Origin of the sequence: Bradyrhizobium sp. BRP19 (genome assembly GCF_020194195.1) — a bacterium.
GTDB classification, from domain to species: domain Bacteria; phylum Pseudomonadota; class Alphaproteobacteria; order Rhizobiales; family Xanthobacteraceae; genus Bradyrhizobium; species Bradyrhizobium yuanmingense.
Genome location: NZ_JADYVZ010000004.1, coordinates 225,163 through 247,579, shown reverse-complemented (window position 1 = coordinate 247,579; position 22,417 = coordinate 225,163). Strand labels below are relative to the sequence as shown.

Annotated in this window: 22 protein-coding genes and 1 pseudogene; 13 read left to right on the top strand and 10 right to left on the bottom strand. The window is 64.2% G+C overall.

What is annotated here, in order from left to right; all coding sequences use genetic code 11:
* Positions 1-1,737, top strand: coding sequence for a bifunctional protein-serine/threonine kinase/phosphatase (locus I6F36_RS15725; RefSeq protein WP_225127416.1), 1,737 nt, complete (start codon positions 1-3; stop codon positions 1,735-1,737).
* A gap of 75 nt (positions 1,738-1,812) precedes the next feature.
* Here I6F36_RS15725 and I6F36_RS15720 read toward each other — a convergent pair whose 3' ends face one another.
* Entirely contained in the window at positions 1,813-2,682 is an 870-nt protein-coding gene (locus tag I6F36_RS15720) for an SDR family oxidoreductase (protein WP_225171718.1), read from the bottom strand.
* 102 nt (positions 2,683-2,784) lie between these two features.
* Here I6F36_RS15720 and I6F36_RS15715 point away from each other — a divergent pair, with 102 nt between their 5' ends.
* The gene (locus tag I6F36_RS15715; RefSeq protein ID WP_225139620.1) at positions 2,785-3,675 is read left to right on the top strand and encodes a LysR family transcriptional regulator; all 891 of its coding nucleotides are present in this window, start codon (positions 2,785-2,787) and stop codon (positions 3,673-3,675) included.
* Positions 3,676-3,691: 16 nt separating this feature from the next.
* On the opposite strand, the gene I6F36_RS15710 is transcribed toward I6F36_RS15715, so the two are convergent.
* Positions 3,692-4,609: an intradiol ring-cleavage dioxygenase gene (locus tag I6F36_RS15710; RefSeq protein WP_225171717.1), complete on the bottom strand. Its 918-nt coding sequence runs from the start codon at positions 4,607-4,609 to the stop codon at positions 3,692-3,694.
* A 160-nt stretch (positions 4,610-4,769) separates the two neighbouring features.
* On the opposite strand from I6F36_RS15710, the gene I6F36_RS15705 reads away from it, so the two are divergent.
* Positions 4,770-6,044 (top strand): serine hydrolase, encoded by a 1,275-nt coding sequence (locus I6F36_RS15705; protein ID WP_225127423.1) that lies wholly within the window; start codon positions 4,770-4,772, stop codon positions 6,042-6,044.
* A 274-nt stretch (positions 6,045-6,318) separates the two neighbouring features.
* On the opposite strand, the gene I6F36_RS15700 is transcribed toward I6F36_RS15705, so the two are convergent.
* The 3 genes from I6F36_RS15700 to I6F36_RS15690 form a co-directional block, all read right to left on the bottom strand.
* Positions 6,319-7,638 carry a TRAP transporter large permease gene (locus I6F36_RS15700; RefSeq protein WP_036004535.1) on the bottom strand — a complete coding sequence of 440 codons (1,320 nt, stop codon included), beginning with the start codon at positions 7,636-7,638 and terminating at the stop codon, positions 6,319-6,321.
* A complete protein-coding gene (locus I6F36_RS15695) occupies positions 7,635-8,150 on the bottom strand; it encodes a TRAP transporter small permease (protein WP_057026775.1) in 516 nt (171 codons plus the stop codon). The genes I6F36_RS15700 and I6F36_RS15695 overlap by 4 nt, the downstream gene beginning before the upstream one ends.
* Before the next feature lie 82 nt (positions 8,151-8,232).
* Positions 8,233-9,231 carry a TRAP transporter substrate-binding protein gene (locus tag I6F36_RS15690; protein ID WP_036004529.1) on the bottom strand — a complete coding sequence of 333 codons (999 nt, stop codon included), beginning with the start codon at positions 9,229-9,231 and terminating at the stop codon, positions 8,233-8,235.
* Between the two features lie 272 nt (positions 9,232-9,503).
* Here I6F36_RS15690 and I6F36_RS15685 point away from each other — a divergent pair.
* The 7 genes and pseudogenes from I6F36_RS15685 to I6F36_RS15655 form a co-directional block, all read left to right on the top strand.
* Positions 9,504-9,751, top strand: a pseudogene (locus I6F36_RS15685) (hypothetical protein); the annotation flags it as partial.
* Positions 9,752-9,981: 230 nt separating this feature from the next.
* Positions 9,982-10,803 carry a FadR/GntR family transcriptional regulator gene (locus I6F36_RS15680; RefSeq protein ID WP_036004523.1) on the top strand — a complete coding sequence of 274 codons (822 nt, stop codon included), beginning with the start codon at positions 9,982-9,984 and terminating at the stop codon, positions 10,801-10,803.
* A 153-nt stretch (positions 10,804-10,956) separates the two neighbouring features.
* A complete protein-coding gene (locus I6F36_RS15675; RefSeq protein WP_225127429.1) occupies positions 10,957-11,778 on the top strand; it encodes an ABC transporter permease in 822 nt (273 codons plus the stop codon).
* The gene (locus I6F36_RS15670) at positions 11,775-12,581 is read left to right on the top strand and encodes an ABC transporter permease (protein WP_036004520.1); all 807 of its coding nucleotides are present in this window, start codon (positions 11,775-11,777) and stop codon (positions 12,579-12,581) included. Before I6F36_RS15675 ends, I6F36_RS15670 begins: the two co-directional genes overlap by 4 nt.
* Positions 12,578-13,336 carry an ABC transporter ATP-binding protein gene (locus I6F36_RS15665; RefSeq protein ID WP_225171716.1) on the top strand — a complete coding sequence of 253 codons (759 nt, stop codon included), beginning with the start codon at positions 12,578-12,580 and terminating at the stop codon, positions 13,334-13,336. The genes I6F36_RS15670 and I6F36_RS15665 overlap by 4 nt, the downstream gene beginning before the upstream one ends.
* Complete coding sequence (locus I6F36_RS15660) at positions 13,333-13,665, top strand: hypothetical protein (RefSeq protein ID WP_036025891.1); 333 nt, start codon at positions 13,333-13,335, stop codon at positions 13,663-13,665. The genes I6F36_RS15665 and I6F36_RS15660 overlap by 4 nt, the downstream gene beginning before the upstream one ends.
* A 4-nt stretch (positions 13,666-13,669) precedes the next feature.
* On the top strand, positions 13,670-14,725 hold the full coding sequence (locus tag I6F36_RS15655) for an ABC transporter substrate-binding protein (RefSeq protein WP_036004511.1): 1,056 nt from the start codon (positions 13,670-13,672) through the stop codon (positions 14,723-14,725).
* A gap of 79 nt (positions 14,726-14,804) precedes the next feature.
* Here the strand turns inward: I6F36_RS15655 and I6F36_RS15650 are convergent, their stop codons facing one another.
* The 4 genes from I6F36_RS15650 to I6F36_RS15635 form a co-directional block, all read right to left on the bottom strand.
* Positions 14,805-16,349 (bottom strand): heme peroxidase family protein, encoded by a 1,545-nt coding sequence (locus I6F36_RS15650; RefSeq protein WP_225171715.1) that lies wholly within the window; start codon positions 16,347-16,349, stop codon positions 14,805-14,807.
* A 255-nt stretch (positions 16,350-16,604) separates the two neighbouring features.
* A complete protein-coding gene (locus I6F36_RS15645; RefSeq protein ID WP_036025895.1) occupies positions 16,605-16,877 on the bottom strand; it encodes a hypothetical protein in 273 nt (90 codons plus the stop codon).
* Between the two features lie 143 nt (positions 16,878-17,020).
* Positions 17,021-17,752 carry a cytochrome c biogenesis CcdA family protein gene (locus I6F36_RS15640; protein WP_036004503.1) on the bottom strand — a complete coding sequence of 244 codons (732 nt, stop codon included), beginning with the start codon at positions 17,750-17,752 and terminating at the stop codon, positions 17,021-17,023.
* Between the two features lie 206 nt (positions 17,753-17,958).
* Positions 17,959-18,195, bottom strand: coding sequence for a hypothetical protein (locus I6F36_RS15635; RefSeq protein ID WP_225112735.1), 237 nt, complete (start codon positions 18,193-18,195; stop codon positions 17,959-17,961).
* Between the two features lie 515 nt (positions 18,196-18,710).
* Here I6F36_RS15635 and I6F36_RS15630 point away from each other — a divergent pair.
* The 3 genes from I6F36_RS15630 (at position 18,711) to I6F36_RS15620 (ending at position 21,280) form a co-directional block, all read left to right on the top strand.
* Positions 18,711-19,760 carry a LysR family transcriptional regulator gene (locus I6F36_RS15630; protein WP_036025896.1) on the top strand — a complete coding sequence of 350 codons (1,050 nt, stop codon included), beginning with the start codon at positions 18,711-18,713 and terminating at the stop codon, positions 19,758-19,760.
* A gap of 29 nt (positions 19,761-19,789) precedes the next feature.
* A complete protein-coding gene (locus I6F36_RS15625; RefSeq protein WP_020608151.1) occupies positions 19,790-20,161 on the top strand; it encodes a helix-turn-helix domain-containing protein in 372 nt (123 codons plus the stop codon).
* 297 nt (positions 20,162-20,458) lie between these two features.
* The gene (locus I6F36_RS15620; RefSeq protein WP_225171714.1) at positions 20,459-21,280 is read left to right on the top strand and encodes an enoyl-CoA hydratase; all 822 of its coding nucleotides are present in this window, start codon (positions 20,459-20,461) and stop codon (positions 21,278-21,280) included.
* Between the two features lie 33 nt (positions 21,281-21,313).
* Here I6F36_RS15620 and I6F36_RS15615 read toward each other — a convergent pair whose 3' ends face one another.
* A complete protein-coding gene (locus tag I6F36_RS15615) occupies positions 21,314-22,393 on the bottom strand; it encodes an isocitrate/isopropylmalate dehydrogenase family protein (RefSeq protein ID WP_225171713.1) in 1,080 nt (359 codons plus the stop codon).
* Between the last annotated feature and the right edge of the window lie 24 nt (positions 22,394-22,417).

Here is a 22,417-nt window from a genome sequence, read left to right as displayed (position 1 = left end):
ATGACGATGCCCCGCGGACTCCAGATCTCGGTCGGCCAGCATTCCGACAAGGGTCGCAAGCCCATCAACCAGGACTTTCACGGCGTCCTGATTCCGGAAGAGCCGCTGCTCAGCTTGAAGGGCATCGCGGCCGTTCTCGCCGACGGAATTTCCTCGAGCACGGTAAGCCAGATCGCCAGCGAGTCGGCGGTCAAGAGCTTCCTGATGGATTATTACTGCACGTCGGAATCGTGGACGGTGAAGACCTCCGCCCGCCGCGTGCTGGAGGCGACCAATTCCTGGCTGCATGCGCAGACGCGCAAGAGCCAATATGCCTATGACCGCGACAAGGGCTATGTCTGCACGCTCAGCGCCATGGTCATCAAGGCAACCACCGCGCACATCTTCCATGTCGGCGATTGCCGCGTCTATCGCGTCGCCGGCAAGGCGCTGGAGCAACTGACCGACGATCACCGCATCATCGTCTCGTCCGAGCAGACCTATCTCGGCCGCGCGCTCGGCATCAATCCGCAGCTCGAGATCGACTATCAGGCGATCGAAATCGAGGCCGGCGACACCTTCCTGCTGGCAACCGACGGTGCGTACGAGTTCGTCGATGCGCGTTTCGTCACGAGTGCAATCGACGAGCACGCAGCCGAGCTGGACGGGGCGGCGAAGGCGATCGTGGAGGAAGCCTATCGGCGCGGCAGCGACGACAACATCACCGTGCAGATCCTGCGGATCGATGCGGTGCCGCAGCGCGATCCGGCCGGCATCTTCAATCAGAGCTCGGAATTGCCGCTGCCGACGCTGCCGGAGCCGCGGGCGATCTTCGACGGCTACCGGATCGTCCGCGAGATCCACGGCAGCAGCCGCAGCCATATCTACCTCGCCGTCGACACCGAGACCGAGCAGCCGGTCGCGCTCAAGCTGCCGTCGGTCGACCTACGCGACAACGCCGCCTATCTCAAGCGCTTCTTGATGGAAGAATGGATCGCACGCCGGATCGACAGCCCGCATGTGCTCAAGCCGCTGTCGCAGTCGCGGCGACGCGGCTATCTCTACGTCGCGACCGAGTTCGTCGAGGGGCAGACCTTGAAGCAGTGGATGACCGACAATCCGCGGCCCGATCTCGAAACCGTGCGCGGCCTCATCGAGCAGATCGCTGCAGGCCTACGCGCCTTCCATCGCATGGAGATGCTGCATCAAGACCTCAGGCCCGACAACATCCTGATCGACAAGACCGGCACCGCCAAGATCATCGACTTCGGATCGGTCAGGGTCGCCGGCGTGGCCGAGGCGGCGCCGCCAGGGGAGGCCGACGAAATCCTGGGCACCGTCCAGTACACGGCGCCGGAATATTTCCTGGGGCAAGGCGGCTCGCCGCGCTCCGACATGTTTTCTCTGGCCGTGATCTGCTACCAGATGCTGACGGGAAAGCTGCCCTACGGCACCCAAATCGCCAAAATCCGGCGCAAGGCGGATGTGCGAAAGCTTAAATATCGCGCCGCCGACGATGACCGCAACGTCCCCGCCTGGGTCGACGGCGCGCTCCGGCGCGCGCTCCATCCCGATCCCTACAAGCGGCACGAGGATCTCTCGGAATTCATCTTCGAGCTTCGCACGCCCAACCCGGCCTATCTCGACACGCGCATCACACCGCTCCTGGAGCGCAGCCCGCTGATGTTCTGGAAGCTGACAACGGCGGCGCTCGCCTGCGCCGTCGTCGTGCTGCTGGCCTTGCTGCATGCGCGCTGATCGAGATTGCCGCTCGCCACATGATTAATAGCGAGCGGCGCAGCCAGCCCGCCTGCGCTTCTGCTCTGGCAAGCCTCAAACGGGGGCCGCGATCTCGGCGACGAAGTCGCGATAGGAGCGCAAGGGACGGCCCAGCATGCCGGTCAGACGCTCGACGTCGCCGGGCTCAGGGATCATTCCCTCGGTGAGGAAACGCTCGCCCATCACCCGCATGTCGAAAGCCATCCAGGGCGGCATGAACTGCCTGAGGTTCTTCTCGAACCCCGCGGTGTCGTCTCCGCCGTAGGCGATCGCGCGGCCGAGCACCTCCGACCAGATCGCGGCGGCCTTCGCGCCAGTGAGTGTCTCAGGGCCAACAAGATTGATGCGTTCGAGCGGAAGCGGCGCTGCGGATGTCTCGCGGCGGATCAGTTCGATCGCAGCGATCTCGCCGATGTCGCGCGCGTCGATCATCGCAAGCCCCTTGCTGCCGATCGGCATCGGGTAGACGCCATATCCGGTCACGGCATCCTTGATCATGAGCTCGTTGTTCATGAAATAGGCGGGCCGCAGGATGGTCGCCTTGAAGCCCATCTGCTCGATCATGCGCTCGACCCCGAACTTGCCGGCGAAGTGCGGCACATTCACGTAGAGGTCGCTGTGAATGACCGACAGATAGACGAACCGCTCGATGCCGGCCTCGCGGGCAAGGTTGAGCGCAGTCAGCGCCTGAGTGAATTCGTCGGGCACCACGGCGTTGAGCAGGAACAGTGTCGAGACGCCCGAAAACGCAGCGCGCACGGAATCGACGTCCAGCAAGTCGCCTTGGGCGACGGCGACACCTGCCGGAAGGTTGGCCTTCTCGGGATTTCGGACGAGTGCGCGCAAATCGGCGCCGTGCTTGACGAGTTGCTCGACGACGTTGCGGCCGATGGTGCCGGTGGCGCCGGTAACGAGGATGGTCATGGGATCACTCCGGTTGGGTTTTGGAAGACACCCGGAAACTAATGATCCACACGCGAGCCGATAGACGCTATATTTGGTCAGACCGTCTCACTGGTGGAACAGATGGATTTGCTTGCGCTTGCCGATTTCAATCTCGTCGCCCGTCACGGAGGGTTCGGAAAGGCCGCGCGGGCAGCAGGACGTCCGAAAGCGACCTTGTCTCGACGTGTGTCCGAACTGGAGAGCAGTCTTGATCTGCGTCTGTTTGAGCGCGGCGGGCGCACGCTCAAGCTCACCCAGGAAGGGCGCGCGCTCTATGAACGGACGGGCGCACTTCTCACCGAGCTCGACGAAACCGCGGCCGCGATCGCCTCGGGCGGAGACAAGCCAAAGGGCAGGCTGCGGATCAGCGCACCCCTGCTCTTCTCGCAAACCGCGATGGGCCGTCTCGCGGCCGGCTTCGCCCTTCGACATCCGCAGGTCCGGCTCGAAGTTACGACCGATGACCGCTACGTCGACATGATCGAGGAAGGCTTTGATCTCGTGATCCGGGTCAATCCCGATCCGGATGAAAGCCTGGTCGGCCGCATCTTCTTGCGCGACCGAATGCTGGTCGTCGCCAGCCCCGCTCTGAAGCACCCGAGAGGAAACCTCGCCGTTCCGGCCATCGTGCGCGGCGATGACAAAGCTGCGGTTTGGGACATCAGACGGCCAAGCGGCCCATCGCACATCGCGATCGATCCCGTGCTTCGACTGTCATCCCTGATGATGGTTCGCGATGCCGTGAGAGCCGGTATCGGTGCCGCAAGGCTGCCGCTGTCGCTCGTCAGCCACGATCTTGCCGCCGGCACGCTCGTTCGATGGGGCGACGTCGAGGGAGCCGACATCGCCCTATGGACGCTCTATCCCTCGCGGCGATTGCTCAGTGCGCGCGTCTCCGCTTTCCTCGATTATCTGAGAGACGCCTTTCCAAAGGGAACGCCCGACGAGTTGGCAGCCTATATCGGGGGATGACTGAGATTTCGCATCCTCACGCCGGCTCGGTCGCCTTCATCCCGAGCGGCTTCGGTGCCATGCCGCCGCCCGGCTTGAGGTGGAATTCGTAAGTCATCAAATGCCACCGCCCGTTCGCCTTGGTGCCGTCGGGCATCTCAAGGTCGTTGCGCGGCTCGACCTTGGCGACGAGGTCGTCCTTCACGCCGAACACCACGTCGGAGTCGAGATATTTGTCACCGTCCATGAAGACGTGCGTGATCAGCGGCTCATAGCCTCTGGCATTGACCAGGAAGTGCACATGCGCCGGGCGCATCGGGTGGCGGCCGGTCTGCACGATCATCTCGCCGACCGGACCATCGGTCGGGATCGGATAGCTGCACGGCAGGATGGTGCGGAAGAAGAAGCGGCCATCGTCATCGGTGATGAAGCGCGCCCGCGCCGAGGCGCCGACCTCATCGTAGTTCGGCTTCTGGGAATCGTAGAAGCCGTCGTCATCGGCGTGCCAGACGTCGACGGGAACGCCGGCGAGCGGCTTGCCCTCGAGGTCGGTGACGCGGCTCTGCACGAACATCCGCTCGCCGGTCTGGTTGTTCGGCGAGATGTCGGTGCCGTGCGCAGTCACCTTGTGCTCGCCGACATAGAACGGGCCGAGCACTGTGGTCTCCGTGGCACCGTCGCGATCCCTGTGATTGACGGCGTCGACCAACATGGAGACGCCGAGCACGTCGGACAAGAGGATGAATTCCTGGCGGGTGTCGGTGCATTTCTGCCCGGTCCGGGTCAGGAAATCGATGGCATATTCCCATTCCGCGAAGGTGAGACCAGTCTTGCTCACGTAATCGTGCAGCGACCTCACCAATTCCTGCAGCAGAAATTTCGCGCGCGTGTCGGGCGTGTGGTCGAAGCTCCTGACGACGGCTTCGGTGAGTTCGGTCTCGGTGAACTGAGTCATGGTGCGTTTGCCCTCGCGTTCTTCTCGTTGGCCCCGGCGGGCTCCTTGCGTTCCGAGCCCGAGTCTACACCAGCCGGCCCGGCCTCGTTAAGCGCAACCGGCTTGGAATGCGGCCGTCATTTCGGTATCAACTTTCCGACAAAACGCCCCGGAGGAACTGATGCTCGCCCCCACCCCCGCTTCGCCCGAATCCGTCGGCATGTCCAAGGCCGCGCTCGACCGCGTCGATGCGCATCTCAAGCGCCGGTACATCGATGCCGGGCGTTTCCCGGGCACGCATCTTCTGGTCTACCGCCGCGGCAAGGTCGCGCACAGCTCGGTGCAGGGCTTTGCCGATGTCGAGCGCAAGGTGCCGGTGAAGGACGATACGATCTATCGCATCTATTCCATGACCAAGCCGCTCACCAGCGTCGCCTTCATGATGCTGGTCGAGGAAGGCCTCGTCGCCATCGACGAGCCCGTCGCGAAATATATTCCGGAGTGGAAGGACCTCGGCGTGTTCGTCGCCGGCACCTATCCGGCGTTCCTGACCCGGCCGCCGTCGCGGCCGATGCTGATCGTCGACCTCTTGCGCCACACCTCCGGCCTAACCTATGGCTTCCAGCAACGCTCCAACGTCGATGCCGCCTACCGCAGTGAAAAGATCGGCGAGGTCGAAAAATCAGGCACACTCCAGACCATGGTCGAGGGCCTGGCCAAGATCCCGCTGGAGTTTTCGCCGGGCGAGTCCTGGAATTACTCCGTTGCGACCGACGTGATCGGCTATCTCGTCGGCAAGATCTCCGGCATGCCGTTCGAGCAGTTCCTGAAACAGCGCATCCTCGATCCACTCGGCATGACCGACACCGACTTCCACGTCCCGGCCTCGAAGGCGCATCGCTTCGCCGCCTGCTATTCCGCCGATCCCGGCGGCGGCATGACCTTCCATGCGGGCCAGCGCCGCGAGGGGCTGACGCTCCAGGACGACCCGGCAACGAGCTCGTTCCTGTCGCCGCCCTCGTTCATCTCCGGCGGCGGCGGGCTGTGCTCGACCGTTGCCGACTATCTGACCTTCTGCCGTGCGCTGCTCAATGGCGGCGAGCTCGGCGGCGTCAGGCTGATCGGGCCGAAGACGCTGGCGCTGATGACCACCAACCACATTCCGGGCGGCCGTGCGCTGCCGGACGTCTCGCGCTCGCTGTTCTCGGAAGCGACCTATAACGGCATCGGCTTCGGTCTCGGCTTCGCCGTGACCATGCGCCCGGCCGAGACATTGATCGCCGGCAGCCCCGGCGAATACAATTGGGGCGGCGCCGCCACGACCTCGTTCTGGATCGATCCGGCCGAGGACCTGATCGCGATCTTCATGACGCAAGTGCTGCCGTCGAGCGCCTATCCGATCCGCCGCGAGCTGCGCAGCATGATCTACGCCGCGATCACTGAAAGCAATCTGTAGCCCACCGCGACGAACCCGCGGCCGTCGGCCGCGGCAGCACGATCGCATATGACTCGCTGCGGCGGCCTGCGAGCACGCCTCGTCCTTCGAGACGGCGCTTACGCGCCTCCTCAGGATGAGGCTAATCGGCGTCAGTGCCCGTTTCGACTGCTGCCGCACACTTCGTCCTCATCCTGAGGAGCCCGCCTAAAGCGGGCGTCTCGAAGGATGGCCACGGGGAAAATCCCTCAGATGCGATAGCCCTGCCCGGCTGCGGGGTCCTCCTATCAGGCGGTCACTTGAGCATTTCCGGCACGATCAGGCGCGGCAGGAACAGCGACACGCTGGGCCAAATGATCACCGCCGCCAGCACGAGTAGCATCGGGATCAGCATGATGACCGTGTCCTTCAGGGCATAGCGCAGCCGCACGCCCGCGATCGAACAGGCGATCATCAGACAGAGGCCGTAGGGCGGCGTCACCAATCCGAAGGCCAGCGAGACGATGGAGATGATCGCGAACTGGACCGGATGCAGATCGACGGACCTGGCGAGCGGCTCCAGCACGGTGCCGACGATGATGATCGCGGGGATGGCGTCGAGAAAGCAGCCCACCACCAGAAAGCAGAAGGCGATGAAGAAGCCGGCCGCGACGGGACCCATGCCCCATGTCGAAACGTTCGCCAGCAGTTCTTGCGGGATCTTGTAATAGGCCAGCAGCCAGCCGAACGCACTGGCGGTGCCGACGCAGAACAGCGCTACGCCGGCGAGGCGCCCAGTGTCGAGCAAGGCTCTGTACAATTCGCGGATTCCCGTCTCGCGGTAGAAGAACGCCGAGAGCACGACGGAATAGAGCACGGCAACGCAGGCGGATTCCGTCGCGGTGAACCAGCCGAGCAGAATGCCGCCGACGATGATGAACGGCGTCATCAGCGCCGGTATCGACCGCCAGATGGCGCATCGCATGTCGACCCAGGTCGACTTCGGATAGGTCGGGTAGCCGCGGCGCACCGCATAGACGTGCACCGTCGCCATCTGCGCGCCCGCGATCAGCAGCCCGGGCACGATACCGGCCAGATACATCGCCGCTATCGAGGTCGAGATCAGACCGCCCCACACGATCATCAGGATCGAGGGCGGAATGACGACCGCAAGAACCGCGGAGGCCGCCGTGATGGCAATGGAAAACGAGAGATCGTAGCCCTCCTTGGTCTGCGCATCGATGAAGATCTTCGATTGGCTCGCCGCATCCGCAGTGGAGGAGCCGGAGATGCCGGCAAAGAACACCGACAGCACGACGTTGATCTGCGCCAGCGACCCCGGCCAGTGCCCGACCATCGAGCGCGACAGCGCCACCAGGCGATCCGTGATACCGCCTATACTCATCAGGTTCGCCGTCAACAGAAAGAACGGCACCGCGAGCAGGATGAACGAGTTGTATGCGTTGAAAGTCTCCTGCGCGAGCGTCATCAGCGACAGGCGCGGCTCGATCAGAAGGATCGGCACGCAGGCAAGACCCAGCGCGAAGGCGACCGGCACCCGCACGATCAGCAGGCCGACGAAGACCCCGAACAGCACCATGGCGGCCTGTCCGGCAGAAAGTACGGTGCCGTTCATTGCTGTGCCCCGACCAGAACGCGCAGTTCATCGAGCATCTGTTCGCCCGCAAACACAATCCATGTCACGCCGGCCACCGGCCAGGCGACGTGGATCAGCCAGAGCGGCAGATCGGCCAGCTCCGACGTCCTGTTCCAGGCGAAGCGTGTGAATTCGATGCCGGCCGACACGAACACGAGGGCCAGTGCCAGCACGCCGAGCCGCGCGAGGATCCGCACTGCGGCCTCCGACCGCCGCGACAAATCGGGCCACACGTCGACCTCGAAATGCTGAGCCTCGCGGATGCCGACCATGGCGCCGATCATGATCGTCCAGATGAACAGGAATCGCGCCATCTCCTCGGTCCAGATGTAGGAGGGAATGAACGGCGTGTAGCGCGAGACGATCTGCAATGTGACGGGGATGACCAGGATGCCGACGCAGGCGGCAAGCAGGAATTCCAACAATTTCGCATAGGCCGCGGTGACGCGACGCCACAGCGACGGTGTGGACGGGACGTGCATTTCGGACATTGGAGCTCCGTACGGCGCTCATCCGCCATGTCCGGGCAGGAAGCGGGGCCTGCCCGGAATGCTGTCGGCGGACAGGGCGGCCTCAGACGACGTTGATCTTCTCGAAAATGCCCTCCGCGCCGATCTCCTTGGCGTAGGTGGCCATCACGGGGTCGGCGAGCTTCTTCATGGCGTCCCGCTCCTCGAACGGAACGCGCTTGAGCTTGCCGGCCTTCTCCAGCGTGTCGAGCTTGACGACCTCCTCGCTCGACTCGAGCTGGCGGCCGTAATCGCCGGCCTCCTTGCCCGCTTTCATGATCGCGTCCTGCAGATCCTTCGGCAGGGTCTTCAGCGTCTTGACGGAAAAGCAGATCGGCCGGATCGACACGGCGTGCTGGGTCAGGTTGAGATGCGGCGCCACTTCATAGAACTTCATCGCCTCGACGCCGGCCGCTTCGTTCTCGCCGGCTGATATCACCCCGTTCTGGATCGCGTTGTAGACTTCGTTATAGGCGATCACCGTGGGGCTCATGCCAACGGCCGCAAAGGTCTTCGACCAGATCGGCGCGCCCTGCACGCGCACCTTGAGGCCCTTGAGGTCGGCGAGGTTCTTGAGCGGCTTGTTGGCGAAGATGTTGCGGATGCCGCCGCCGGCATAACCGATCAGAACCACGTCCGCCTTGGCCGCGACCTCGTCGGCGACTGGCGCCAGGATATTGGCTTCGACCACCTTGTTCATGTGCTCGATGCCCTTGAACACGAAGGGCGCATCGATGAACGGGGCGGCCTTGGCGAAGGTCGACATGTGAGCCGGCGAGACGATGCCGTAATCGACTGCCTTGCCTTGCGACATGTACTCGAAATACTGCTTCTCGAGGCCGAGCGAGGAGTTCCTGTGCAGGGTGAAGTTGACGGGCTTGCCGTAATATTTCTTCACCAGCTCCTCGAACCGCAGCAGGGCCCGATTGAAGGCATGGTCGTCATTGAACTGCACGGCACCGTTCAGTGTGATCGGGGCTTGCGCCCTCAGGATCGACGGCATGCCGATGGCAGCTGCCGCAGTGGTTGCACCGATCCCAGCGAGAAATGACCTTCGCTTCATCGTCTCCCCTCCCTTTGATGCTCCGGCCCTGTCGCCGGGCCGTGAGCGCAGCCGTTATGCGGCTTGCGAGAGGCAAGCGTATGAAAAACCTCGGCGGGACGGAAGTCATTTCGCGTGGGCTGGAGCTACCCCTTCGTCGCAGGACTGCACGTAAACGCCTGCTGCACTGCAACTCGCCGCTTCGGTATGCGGCGGAGGCGCGAGGTCTCCGGCGATCAGGAGCGCGCTGGACGGACGGCGAAAATTCGTGGCGCAGCACAATTCCTGCGCCTATGGTCTCTTCAAAATCATTGTCCGGTGCTGCCGCGCTGGAACCGGGACGCCTGCGTTCGCCAAAGCTTACCCTGCCCGTTCGGCTCGCCTCCTTGTCGCCGGAACGACGCTACCGCTGATCGTTTTCGCGGTGGGCCTTGCCTATTACAACTACCATCAGGATCGCAGCGAGGCTGCGCGCCGTTTGCTGGAAACGGTGCGTAGCATGCGCATGGTGCTCGATGCCGAGGTGCAGCGGATCACGGGGGCTTGCCCCTGCCGCGCGGCGTCGTCTGCACTGTGACCTGCACGCTGGAGGAGACGCTTTGATCCGCGGTCCACGCGCATATCGCAACGCAACACGGGGTGTGCTGCGACAATTGCGCTTGCCCTCATCCATTCATCCGATGTTAAACATCCGATGATTGCAGCTGCCGGGGCGTGGCAGCCAATTACAAACGAACCAGCCGCGACAGGCCGGACGGGAGAAACGTACGAGTGGCAAGAGCGCGCCCGAGCCCCGTCGACAAGCCGATCAAGCCCGGCCGCATTCGCGCCGTGCTGACGACGCTCGGCCGGGAGATCGCGCAGGATCTCATTCCGGTCGGGACAGCCCTGCCGCCGGAACCTGAGCTCGAAGCCCGCTTCGGAGTCGGGCGCGGCGTGGTGCGCGAAGCCATCAAGACGCTCGCCGCCAAAGGTCTGGTCAGCGTGCGGCCGCGCCACGGCACGCACGTGCTGCCGCGCCACGAATGGAGCCTGCTCGACCGCGACGTGCTAAGCTGGCTGGTCGGTCAGGACGAGCCGGATCGGGACCTTCTGCTGGCAATCCAGGAGGTGCGCTCGATCATCGAGCCCGCTGCCGCAGCGCTTGCGGCCGAGCGTGCAACAAGGAACGACCGCTGGCGGATCGACACGGCCCTGGCGGCGATGCAGACTGCAAAGGACCAGGCCAGCGCCCTCGCTGCCGACAAGGCTTTCCATCTCGCCATCCTGGACGCGACCCACAATCCGGTCCTCCAGGGCTTTCGCGGGGCGATCGATACCATTCTGGGCACCGTCTTCACCGTTGCCGTCGGCGGCCCCGGCGGCTGGTTCAAGGACAATCTGCCGAACCACGTCACGGCGGCGCGGGCCATCGAGAGCGGCAACCCGGAGAAGGCGCGCGCCGCGATGGAACGGCTGCTGGGCTACACCCGATCGAAGCTGTCGAACCGAAAGACCATTATCGCCGCGGCGGCTCGCAAGGCGGACGGATCGACCCTGCGCGCCGTCAGGAAGCCGAGCCTCAACCGCAAGAGAAAGCGCCATGCACCGTGACATGAGGGGCTCGGCCCGGATCCCCGCTCGGCGCGGATCGCGAGGAGGGTCGCAACCGATACAGATATGCGATTGCGCGAGACGCGGCTACGATACCAGCAATGATCAGTGGGAAATGCCGGTACAGGCATAGCTGAGCGTCAGGGAGGTCGAATGCAGCTGACGGGCAGTCTGAAAGGCCGATCGTCGCGGCTGATGCGCAGCGTCAACTCGCTGGCCGGCGCTGCAATGTTCGTCGCGCCGCTGCTTGCGCTGGTCGCGGTCTGGGCCGCCGTGATCCCGCTGTTCAACGTCAATCCGCGCGTGTTTCCCTCGGTCGGCGCGGTCGGCACCGCCGCGCTTGACTCGATCCGGGACGGCACGTTGTTCGCCCATGTCGGCGCCAGCCTCTTGCGCGTCGGCCTGGGGACCCTAATCGGCATCGCCACCGCGGTGCCGCTCGGTATCGCCATGGGCGTCAGCCCGACGGTCGCGGCCTTTCTCACGCCGCTGTTCCGGTTCTTCTCGGTGCTCGCCGGCATTGCCTGGATCCCGATCGCGACGCTGTGGTTCGGTTACGGTTTCGGCGCGATCGTCTTCGTGATCTTCAACGCCGTATTCTTCGTCGTCGCCTACAACACGCTTCTCGGCGTCAGGACCATCCCGCACACGCTGCGCAACGCTGCCGCCTCGCTCGGCGCCGGCCGCTGGGCGCTGCTGACCGAAGTACTGCTGCCGGGCGCGCTGCCCAATATCGTCACCGGCATTCGCACCGGCCTGGGCTTTGCCTGGCGCGGCCTGATCGCCGCGGAGATGATCGCGACCAATGTCGGGCTCGGCTACATGCTGTTCGTCGCGCGCGATTTCTACCGCACCGAGGTGATCGTGTTCGGCATGATCGTGATCGGCGTGCTCTGGCTTCTGATCGACCGTTTGCTGCTGGTCCCGCTGGAACGCGCGACCATCGAGCGCTGGGGCATGGTGAGGCGCGCATGAACGTCCTGCTGCAAATCTGGGCCGGCTATGCCCGCCTGACCCGGCGCTGGCCGGGCATCGCCGCGATCATTCCCTTCATCCCGGTGCTGGCGCTGTGGACCGCGGTCAGCGAGGCCGGGCTGTTTCCACGCGCGTTCTTCCCCGGCCCGGCCGACGTCATCCGCGCATTCTTCACGCTGACCTACAAGGGCATCCTGCCCGACTATCTCCAGGACAGCCTGATCCGGCTCGCGACCGGCGCCGCGGTCGGCATGGCGCTCGGCATACCCTTGGGCATCCTGATCGGCACCAGCCGCTGGGCGCATCGCATCTGCTGGCCGGTGCTGCTGTTCTTCCAGGCCATCGGCGACATCGCCTGGCTGCCGATCCTTCTGATCTGGTTCGGCTTCGGTCTGACGACGATGACCTTCGTCATCGTCTACACCGTGCTGTTCCCCGTCGTGCTCAACACCGTGCTCGGCGTCGAATCGGTACCGCGCGATCTGTCACGCGCCGCCTTGAGCCTCGGGGCTTCGCGGGCGCGCGTGCTGTGGGAGGTGACGCTGCCGGGCGCCCTGCCCAACATCATCACCGGCCTGCGCAACGGACTCGGCTACGGCTGGCGCGCGCTGATCGCGGTCGAGATGATCGTCGGCACGTCGGGCATCGGCTTCATGATGTTCGATGCGCGCCGCGCCGGGTCGACCGTCGAGATCATCCTCGGCATGATCATTCTCGGACTGCTCTGGTACATCGTGGACGCCTGGATTCTCGCCCCGCTCGAGCGTGCGACCGGCCAGCGTTGGGGATTGGTGACATCATGAAGACGCTCTCCCTGCGCAATCTCGGCAAGACCTATTTCGACCCTTATGCAGGCGCGCATGTCACCGCCGTCCACGACGTCTCACTGGACGTCGAGCCCGGCGAGTTCATCTCGGTGGTCGGCCCCTCCGGCTGCGGCAAGACGACGATCCTGAACATGATCGCCGGCTTCATTCCCTATTCGAAGGGGGACATCCTGCTCGACGGCAAGCCGGTGCACGGGCCCGGCCCCGAGCGGGGCGTCGTGTTCCAGTCGTTCGCGCTGTTTCCCTGGAAGACCGTGCTCGACAATGTCGGCTTCGGGCCGAAGATGCGCGGCGTGCCGAAGGCCGAGCGCGACCGCATCGCGCATGAATATCTCGCGCTTGCCGGGCTCTCGCATGCGGCGCACCGCTATCCCAACGAGCTTTCCGGGGGCATGCAGCAGCGCGTCGGCGTGGTGCGCGCACTCGCCAACAACCCCGACGTCCTCTTGATGGACGAGCCGTTCGCCAGCGTCGACGCGCAGACGCGCATGACGCTCCAGGAGGAACTGACCCGCATCTGGCAGGAGCGCAAGCCGACGGTGATCTTCATCACTCATGACGTGTCGGAAGCGGTGTTTCTCGCCAATCGCGTGGTCGTGCTGTCGAAGGGACGCGTGCTCGATCAGGTCGCGGTCGACCTGCCGCGTCCTCGCATCTGGGACGATCTCGTCAGGGATGATGAGTTCAAGCAGCTCTCGGCGCGCGTGCTGCAGATGGTGCGCGCAGCATGAGCATCGCCTCCGAAGCCCTGCGATCACCCAAGCTGCGCATCGCGCTCGGCGCAATTGCGGCATGGGCGCTGTTTCAGCTCTGGCTGACCATCGCGGCGCCCGGAAAGATCTCGCCGCAGCTCACGGGCACGTCGGAAAAGGTGAACGTGCAGATCGAGCTGCCGTTCACGCCGGAGCGTTTCCACGTGCTCGCCTTCCAGCAATACGGACGCGTCTCGGGCACGGACGAGCATTCGATCGAGCTGCGCGGTGTCAAAAGAACGGACCTCAATGCCGTGGCCCGGCCCTATTGGGTGACGGCGGTGGGGCCGATAAAAGAGGGAGGCTGAGACTATGAAACGACTCTTGCTGCTTGGATTGGCGCTTCTCGCCGGCATGGTGCCGGCAAGCGCCCAAACCCTGACGAAACTCAAGGCCGGCATGGTCACTGGCATCGACCAGATTGGCCTGCCTATCGCGCTCGAGCGCGGCTTCTTCGAGAAGTACGGGCTCGACGTCACGATCGCACGCCCCTACGCCACCGGTGTCGACGCGCTGAACGCGTTGCAGGCCGGCGAGAGCGAGATCGTGCAGGTCGGCGTACCCATGATCGGCGCGGTGCTGCGCGGCATGGACCTCGTCGCGCTGGGCAATTACAGCGGCAACGCCACCAAGGCCGGCTCCGATGCCACGATGGCGATCATCGCGCGCGAAGGCTCGGGCATCGTCAAGGGCGACCTGTCGACGTTGAAGGGCAAGAAGATCGCGGCGTCGTTCGGCACGATCAACCATCTCTATATCCTGGCGACGCTGGAGAAGGCCGGACTGAAACCCGACGACGTAACATTGGTCAACACCCCGCCCCCGGACATGACCGTCGCCCTGCTCGCCAAGGGCATCGACGCGTTCTCGGGCTGGGACCCCTGGCCGATCGTCGCGGGCAAGGACGTGCCGGGCGCCGTCGAGATCATTCGGGGCGGCGACGTGATCTCCTATATCGGCTTCAACGTCGCGTTGCGCCCATGGGTGCAGGCCAACGGCGAGACCATCGAGAAATTCCTCGCCGCCGTCTCCGAGGCCGACCAATGGATGCGCAAGAACCCGAAGCTGGCGGCACAAGTCGCCACGCGCTGGATTCCAGGCCTGAAGCAGGAGGTCGCGGAGGCCGCGATGCAGTTCAACATCCAGCAGGCGGACCGCCGGCTGTCGGCGAACAACTACCGCGCGCTGTGGAGCGCCCAGGACCGGCTCACCCGGCTCGGCATCCTCAAATCGACCTTCGACGTCAATGCGCATATCGAGCCGAAGCACATTCTCAAGGTCATGAAAGACCGTCCTCAGCTGTTCGCCGACCTGCCGCCGATCCCGGAGACGGCGGCGATCACGCCGGGCTACGTGTTCAAGCCCTGAGCATTGTTGCAAACGTCCAGACCGGCGCGCGATGCGCGCCGGTCCGGCCCATCGTCTGCAACGCTGGCGGGCGTCTGGTCTAGACGGTCGAGATGCCGTCGATCGGGCTGATATCCCCGACGAAACGCAGCAGGTCGGCCATCGTGAATTCGCCCGGCACTTGCGACGGCAGCGTCGGCTTCCAGGTCTTGCCCTTGAGCCAGAGATACGACTGGTGGTCGCCATGGACGAGGCCGACGAAGACCTCGGCAAGCAGGGTCGCGCCGACCGGGCCGAGCCTTTCGCCGTCGCCACGCTGCTCCGCCTCCTTGAGGATGTAGTACCAGAGCGGGGTGTGCTGGTGCAGGCCATGCTTCTTCGCCACGGCGCCGTCGCTCCCCTTCGAGATTTCCTCCGGCGTCAGCGGATTCTTGATCTTCATGGCCTTGGCGACGTCCTGCCCGGACGGCAATCCCAGCAACACGCCGCGCTTGAGGTTGCGGAACGGCAGGCTGCCGCCGTCACCAGGCAGGGTATGGAGTTGCGGCACGATGAACGGGTCGATCTTGCGGGAGGGATTGAACCCCACGCCCGCAGGATTGTTCGGCAACAGCTTATAGTAGCGCCGCCAGTCGATGATCCAGTTGCTCGAAAGCACCGGAAGCGGGAGCGGTGGCTGAATCGGGTTTGGTGCCAGATCGCCGATGATGCCGCCCGACAGCCCGGTGAACCTGAACAGCAGGTCCAGGGTCGCCGGCGCGAGGCCACCGGGCGTGAAGATCCGGTTGTGGCTATAGACCTGGCGCACCATGCTGTGGCCGAGACGATAGACGGCGCCCGAAAACTCGACGGGCATGTAGGGGATCTTCTTGAAGCGGTAGAAGCGCCGCCCCTGCTCGAGGATCTTGGCGACGAGCCCCCTCTCGGTGATCCGCTCCACGAAATCGTGCAGGACCATCCATTGGTAGTGCCAGGTCACGATCCGGCGCGCTTCCTCGAAGATCTCGCCCGCCGGCTTGCCGGACGCCGCGAGCTGATCGCAGACCTTGTTGTGAAACTTCAGCATCGCAAGGTGGGTTTGCGCGACGACCAGGTTCTCGTCGTTGCGGTGATCGCCGATCAGGGCAAACCCCTCGGGATTGCGCGGCAGGTCGTTGCGATGATCGCCGGTGATGTCATCGACGTTGACGGTCTTGCCGATCAGCAGCTTGGGGCCCGGTGTCTTGCCGCTGTCGCTGGCCGAATTGCGCGCGTAGAGATGACGGCTGCCGTCGGGGCCGAGACCATAGACGCTGTCGAGATCGAGTGCGGGCGTGCGGAAATTCGTGACCGCCGTCGGATCGGCTTCCTTCTCGCCGAAGGAGGTCAGATCGAGCGTAATGTCGTGATCGACGAATTGGCCGAGATAGGTGAAACCCGCGGGGACATTGAGGTTGTTTCCCGCGGCGTCGCCGGGGGCGGGATCCTTCATCGCGTCGGCGAGCTCGCGCAGCGGACCGTCGTCGACAGCCAGCGGCTCCAGGGTCGGAAACATCCGGCCAAACATGCCCGGATCGTCGTGTCCGGAAAGCGTATCCAGAAATTGTCGCGTCGGTTGACGTCCGGCCTTGCCGTGACCGGGATGAACATTCACGTCGGTTCCCATCGCTTGCTCCTGCTCAAATGCTTTAGGGGAGAGGGGCGCCGAAGATGTCGCTTCCAAAATTCTCGTTTCAGTATACGTTCAGAAGAATTGCCCCTCAGGGTGTAGTACGATGAAATATTACTACAGATTGCATTCTCTGGGCGGCTCCTACCGCGAGGCTTTTTGCCCCACCAGCCACACAGGCTTTTGATCGTCCGAAGCTCGAGCAGGAAAGACTAAGGCGCGATCGACGCGTCGGCTGAATCTCTCAGCGCGTCAGCGCTTGGCAGCGAACCGCGACCAGATCTCAGCGTCCGTGTAGAAGTCCACGCCGCCATCGAGATCTCTCACCAGCCACTCGCCGAGATAGACGATCTGTGTGCCGCTGCGCCGCTCGTGCCGAAGCTCGAATTTTCCGTCGGCATCCTTCTGCAGCGAGCAATTCGACTGAACCCAGCTCGGCCACTCCTGCAGCGGCTGCCCCAAAAATTGCCAGGCAACCAACGCCGCGTTGTCCGACAGGGGTTCTAAGCGCAGTGTCTTGGTCACGTGATCTCCACCATGCGAGTTGTCCCCCGATGCAACGCCTCGGGACCGGAAAGGTTTGGAATCGTCGTTCCGTGACAGCATGCCTGACCGATTTCAACGGTTCCTCTACTTTTTCGTCCGTGAAAACCCGGTCCCCGCGCGCCCTAACCGATCGTCTGCAGCACCGGAAACGTCTCCAGCAGCCAGATGCTCACATTCGAGACCGCGCCGGTGAGAAAGCCTATGCCGGTGAGCACCATCAGGACGCCCATGGCGCGCTCGACGTTGACGAGGTGGCCCTTCATGCGCGCGAACAGCGCGGAGAACTGTTCGATCATCAGCGCGGCGATCAGGAATGGGATGCCGAGGCCCGCGGAATAGACCGCGAGCAGGCCGGCGCCCCTCGTCACCGTGGCTTCCGCCGCGGCGACCGAGAGGATCGCGGCGAGGATCGGGCCGATGCAGGGTGTCCAGCCGAACGCGAATGCGAGGCCCATGATATAGGCGCCCCACAGGCCGACCGGTTTGGGGATCGGCAGGCGTCCTTCCCGCATCAGAAAGCCGATCCGCGTCAGGCCGAGGAAGTGCAGGCCCATGATGATGATGACGATGCCGGCGAGGATCGACAGCTCCGCCGACCAGGCACGGATCAGCCCGCCGATCAACGAAGCGCTGGCGCCGAGCGCCACGAAGATGGTGGAGAAGCCGAGCACGAACAGGAGCGCCGACATCATGATCGCGCGCTTGGAGGCCGCGACCGGCTCGTCGCTCTCGACATGCTCGATCGTGGCGCCCGTGAGGTAAACCAGATAGGGCGGAACCAGAGGCAGGACGCAAGGCGAGAGGAAGCTGACGAGGCCGGCAATCAGTGCGGCCGGAATCGAAACATTTTGCATGATGCAATCGGAGCCATCTCAGGCCCCGTCAGGGCGCGCAGGAACCGCGCCCGGCCCGGAGCCGAACCGGCTCTGGTGTAGCCCATGCCGGAGAATGCGCAACAGAGGCGCACAAAGCCAGGGCTCCGCCCGATGCCCTCCGTGATCACAGATGCGGCATCGGGACGCGCACAAACCTCGCCGGAAAGCGAGATTGGGCGGCGCGGCTACTTCACCACGCGGAGCAGCGGACGCCGGGGCTGGTCCTGCGTCTGCTTGGAAGGGGGCGGCGGCTCGCTGGCAGCGCTCCGCAGCATTTCGTCGCACAGCGCCTTGAGATCGGCACTGTCGATTCCTTTCAGTTTCATCCTGACGTCGAGGATGACGATGGACAGCATCTCGGCCGACTCGCGGCTGTTGCAGGCATTGAGAACCCTGCGGCACTCCTCGAGCGTTTCCAGCACCGACTGCAACTGTTCGTCTGAATGCGACACCGGCGTTCTTTCCGTTAATTCGGCCTGCGAGACGTATCTGTCACGCCCCCTTCGGCCCCCATGGAAGACGATAGATAGCACGAGGCGACTGCGCCTTCGAACCTGATTTCAGTGTGTTTCTGCTGTGGAACCGGGTTCCCGCTCGCATCGCCATGCGGCGCCTTTGGCGACCGCCGCAATGCTCCGGGAGCGAACGCCTGACGCGGTGCGATTGATCCAGCAACGGCGAAGAGCACCGACTCCTGCGCAAGACCGTTCATTGCAGTCAGCGCCGGCACTCCCGCAGCCATCTCGCGGCTCGCAACGGAACTCACGTCATACCCCTCACTCGAGCCGATTAGCCTCGCCCGAATTCCCAGCCCATGGGAGCATCCAAATACCGCCCTAAGGTAGTAAGGATGACGTTCAAAACTCGTCGTTCCCCAACCCGTCGTGGTTGTGGTTTGCGCCAGATTCTGCCAGTTTAGCGTTCCAAAGGGAATTGTATGCACTCCTTGGCGGAAAGGGGCGTTCCTCTGGAGGAACGCCCAAAGACAAATATCAGCGGCCTCTCCGACTGGGACGCCGCCCGCATATTCTTGGAAGTCGTCCGATGCGGAAGCTTTCGCTCGGCGGCCGAGCGCCTGTCTCTGTCGATCAACGCCGTGCGGCGCCGCATCGACGATTTCGAACGCCAGACCGGCACCACGTTATTCACGCGCGACGTCCACGGCACCCATCTCACCGATGAGGGCGCCTTGGTAGTCTCCGCTGTCGAACGCATGGAGGCGGCCACCTTCGACGTGCTGCGCGCCAGCGATTCGATGGCCAACGCGCTGTCGGGCGAGGTCCGCGTGGCCGTCACCGAAGGGCTCGGCACATTTTGGCTTGCCCCCCGCCTGGTCGAATTCCAGCAGGCCTATCCGAAGATCCTGGTGGACCTGCATTGCGCGATGCGCTCGGCCGACGTCTCGCGCCACGAGGCCGACGTCGCCATTCATCTGTCCCGTCCCTCGGCGCTGGACATCAAGCTGGTGCGGCTCGGCCGCATGCATCTGATGTTCTGGGCCTCGGAGAAATACATCGCAAAGCATGGCGCGCCGCGCTCGGCGGCGGAATTGATCAAGCATCGTCTGGTGCTGCAATTCGCCGACCAGCTCGCCGCCAAGGAATCCTTCGAAAGCTTCTTCCCGGGCGTGTCCGAACGTGACCTTCTGGTCATGAAGACCAACGTCTCGAGCGCCAACTATTGGGCGGTCGCGAATGGCGCCGGCATCGGCGTCTTCCCGAGCTACGCCATTGCGCTCGGCGGGAAATTAATTCCACTGGAGGTCGAGCTGAACCGACCGCTGGATATCTGGCTGTCCTACCACCCTGGTAGCGGCCGTATCCCGCGCGTGCGGCACATGATTGACTGGCTGATCGAGGCTTTCAATCCGGCCCGCTTCCCGTGGTTTAAGGAAGAGTTCGTGCACCCGCATGAATTCAAGGACTCGTATATGGGCGAACCCCTGACCCAGCTCTTCGGGGGATTTTCAACCGAAGAACAAAGGTGAAAACAGAGATGAAAGCAGCGGCCAAAAGAATGAAGCAGCGCAGCGCGGGCAAGCCGGACATCGAGCTTGGCAAGCGGATCCGTCTGCGGCGCGTCGAGATGAAGATCTCGCAGGCCGAGCTCGGCGAGAAGCTCGGCGTCAGCTTCCAGCAGGTGCAGAAATACGAGAAGGGCGTCAATCGCGTCGGCGCGGCCCGGCTTCAGCAGATCGCCTCCGCCCTCGATGTGCCCGTGACCTTCTTCTACGACGGCGACAACAAGGCCCGCGAAGTCGAGAGCCTGCTCTTTCTCGATTCGGCCTTCAGCCTCCGCCTGCTGCGCGCCTACAGCAAGATCAAGGATCAGACGGTGCAGCGTCAGCTCGTCTCGCTGATGGAATCGATCGCGGCGAACGAGAGCTGAGGCCGGTCGACGGTCCGGCCTTCACGGCCGACGTTCAATCCGCCGCGTCACGGGGGCGCGGCCGGATTGCACGAGATCGGCCGAAAGATGTCTGCGCGCAACCGCGCGCGGCCGGTCTCGGGGCGGCATGGCCGCCCCTTTTGTTGGCGGTCTTCCCCCGACCTTTCCGCCTCCGTCGAACGCCGCGCGCCATGCAATCGCAGCACGGGCGGATGCGGGCTCTCCTCTCCCGCGCCGGTTGACCGCGGCGGTGCCTGCGCCGCACATTGCGCCTCGCCACCGAGCAGCGAGCGCGCGATGCCAGACGTTATCAGCACGACCGGAACACCTTACGCCGACGGCAAGATTCTGACGCACACGGCCGATGGCGTCGGCGTCCTCACCTTCAACAATCCCGACAAGCGCAACGCGATGTCGCTGGAGATGTGGGAGGGATTTGGCGAGGCGTTGACGGCCTTGCGCGACGACGACACGGTGCGCGTCGTGATCCTGCGCGGCGCCGGCGGCAAGGCGTTCGTCTCGGGTGCCGACATCAGCCAGTTCGAGAAGGTGAGGCACAATGCGGCGGCATCCGAGCAATACGCCAAGCGCAGCGCCGCCCAGCGCGCGCTGCTCGCCGATTATCCCAAGCCGACCATCGCCTGCATCGACGGCTATTGCCTCGGCGGCGGCATGCAGGTCGCCATGCTCGCCGACATCCGCCTCGCCTCGCATGAAAGCCAGTTCGGCATTCCCGCCGCCAAGCTCGGCATCGCCTATGGCTATGACGGCCTGCGGCATCTGGTGTCGCTGGTCGGGCCGTCCTGGGCGCGGCTGCTGATGTATACGGGCATGCGCATCGATTCCGCCGAGGCGCTGCGCATCGGCCTCGTCGAGCGCGTGTTTCCGCAAGGCGAGCTCTGGGGCGAGACCATGGCGATGGCCGAGACGATCGCGCAGAACGCCCCGCTCGCGATCAAGGCGGCCAAGATCACAATCGCGCAGGTGCTGAAGGACGAGAGCCGGCGCGACATGGAGGCGATCAAGGTGATCGGCAATGCCTGCATGGACAGCGCGGATTTCCGCGAGGGCCGGCAGGCCTTCATGGAAAAGCGGAAGCCGCAGTTTAGGGGGACGTAATTTCGTCGTAGAGAGAGGCCAGGAGCACAGCCCCTACAGCGCTCCCAGCACCGCTTTCGTGATGTCAGCCGTGCCATTGCCGCCGCCGAATTCCATCGGCTTGATGCCGCCGGCATAGACCTGGTCCACCGCACGCTCGATCGTCTCGCCGGCTTCCGCAGCGCTCTCGATGCCGTGCTTGTCGGCGAGCCAATCCAGCATCATCGCGGCGGACAGGATCATGCCGGTGGGGTTGGCCTTGCCCTGCCCCATGATGTCAGGCGCCGTGCCGTGGCACGGCTGGAACACCGCGTATTTGTCACCGATGTCGGCGGACGGCGCCATGCCGAGGCCGCCGATCAGGCTCGCGGTGATGTCGGAGACGATGTCGCCGAACATGTTCTCCATCACCATCACGTCGAAATCCCAGGGACGCTTGACCAGCATCGCCGAGCAGGCATCGACATAGAGCCGGTCGGTCTTCACGTCAGGATGCTTCTTCTCGATCTCGTCGAAGATGCCGCGGAAGAACGCAAAGGCCTTGAAGACGTTCGCCTTGTCAACGCAGGTGAGTGCGCCCGGCTTGCCGCGCGCCTTGCGCCGCTCGGCAAGGCGAAACGAGAACTCGAACAGACGCTCGGAGGTGTTGCGCGTGATCACCATGGTCTCGCGCGCGTCCTCGTGGGTGACGACGCCCTTGCCCATCGAGGCGAACAGGCCCTCGGTTGACTCCCGGATCACGACGAGATCGATGCCGCGCTGGTCCGCGCCGACGATCGGGCTCGGCACGCCCGGAATGAGGCGCGCCGGGCGCACGCCGGCATAGAGATCGAAGATGAAGCGCAGCTCGATCTGCGGCGCGATCTCGGTGTTGTCGGGGTAGCGCACCGACGGCAGGCCGCAGGCCCCGAGCAGGATCGCGTCCGCCTCCTCGCAAAGCTTGATGGTGCTATTCGGCATCGACTTGCCGGTCGCGAGATAATGGTTGGCGCCGGCCGGCGCCTCGGTGAAGCGGAAGCCGAGGCCGGACTTCTCGCCGACCTTGCGCAGCACCTCCAGCGCCGGCGCCATGACTTCAGGGCCGATGCCGTCACCGGCGAGCACGGCAATGTGGAAGGCGTTGTTTGCGGACATTTAAGGCCTCAAGGGAGGTGTCAA

Excerpts from the sequence above, each read along its gene's own strand:
- I6F36_RS15675 (WP_225127429.1), top strand. The coding sequence starts at position 10,957 with ATGCAGCTGACGGGCAGTCTGAAAGGCCGATCGTCGCGGCTGATGCGC.
- I6F36_RS15710 (WP_225171717.1), bottom strand. The coding sequence starts at position 4,609 with ATGACTCAGTTCACCGAGACCGAACTCACCGAAGCCGTCGTCAGGAGC.
- I6F36_RS15690 (WP_036004529.1), bottom strand. The coding sequence starts at position 9,231 with ATGAAGCGAAGGTCATTTCTCGCTGGGATCGGTGCAACCACTGCGGCA.
- I6F36_RS15615 (WP_225171713.1), bottom strand. The coding sequence starts at position 22,393 with ATGTCCGCAAACAACGCCTTCCACATTGCCGTGCTCGCCGGTGACGGC.
- I6F36_RS15665 (WP_225171716.1), top strand. The coding sequence starts at position 12,578 with ATGAAGACGCTCTCCCTGCGCAATCTCGGCAAGACCTATTTCGACCCT.
- I6F36_RS15640 (WP_036004503.1), bottom strand. The coding sequence starts at position 17,752 with ATGCAAAATGTTTCGATTCCGGCCGCACTGATTGCCGGCCTCGTCAGC.
- I6F36_RS15630 (WP_036025896.1), top strand. The coding sequence starts at position 18,711 with ATGCACTCCTTGGCGGAAAGGGGCGTTCCTCTGGAGGAACGCCCAAAG.
- I6F36_RS15655 (WP_036004511.1), top strand. The coding sequence starts at position 13,670 with ATGAAACGACTCTTGCTGCTTGGATTGGCGCTTCTCGCCGGCATGGTG.
- I6F36_RS15620 (WP_225171714.1), top strand. The coding sequence starts at position 20,459 with ATGCCAGACGTTATCAGCACGACCGGAACACCTTACGCCGACGGCAAG.
- I6F36_RS15720 (WP_225171718.1), bottom strand. The coding sequence starts at position 2,682 with ATGACCATCCTCGTTACCGGCGCCACCGGCACCATCGGCCGCAACGTC.
- I6F36_RS15650 (WP_225171715.1), bottom strand. The coding sequence starts at position 16,349 with ATGGGAACCGACGTGAATGTTCATCCCGGTCACGGCAAGGCCGGACGT.
- I6F36_RS15715 (WP_225139620.1), top strand. The coding sequence starts at position 2,785 with ATGGATTTGCTTGCGCTTGCCGATTTCAATCTCGTCGCCCGTCACGGA.
- I6F36_RS15625 (WP_020608151.1), top strand. The coding sequence starts at position 19,790 with ATGAAGCAGCGCAGCGCGGGCAAGCCGGACATCGAGCTTGGCAAGCGG.
- I6F36_RS15670 (WP_036004520.1), top strand. The coding sequence starts at position 11,775 with ATGAACGTCCTGCTGCAAATCTGGGCCGGCTATGCCCGCCTGACCCGG.
- I6F36_RS15700 (WP_036004535.1), bottom strand. The coding sequence starts at position 7,638 with ATGAACGGCACCGTACTTTCTGCCGGACAGGCCGCCATGGTGCTGTTC.
- I6F36_RS15725 (WP_225127416.1), top strand. The coding sequence starts at position 1 with ATGACGATGCCCCGCGGACTCCAGATCTCGGTCGGCCAGCATTCCGAC.
- I6F36_RS15705 (WP_225127423.1), top strand. The coding sequence starts at position 4,770 with ATGCTCGCCCCCACCCCCGCTTCGCCCGAATCCGTCGGCATGTCCAAG.
- I6F36_RS15695 (WP_057026775.1), bottom strand. The coding sequence starts at position 8,150 with ATGTCCGAAATGCACGTCCCGTCCACACCGTCGCTGTGGCGTCGCGTC.
- I6F36_RS15660 (WP_036025891.1), top strand. The coding sequence starts at position 13,333 with ATGAGCATCGCCTCCGAAGCCCTGCGATCACCCAAGCTGCGCATCGCG.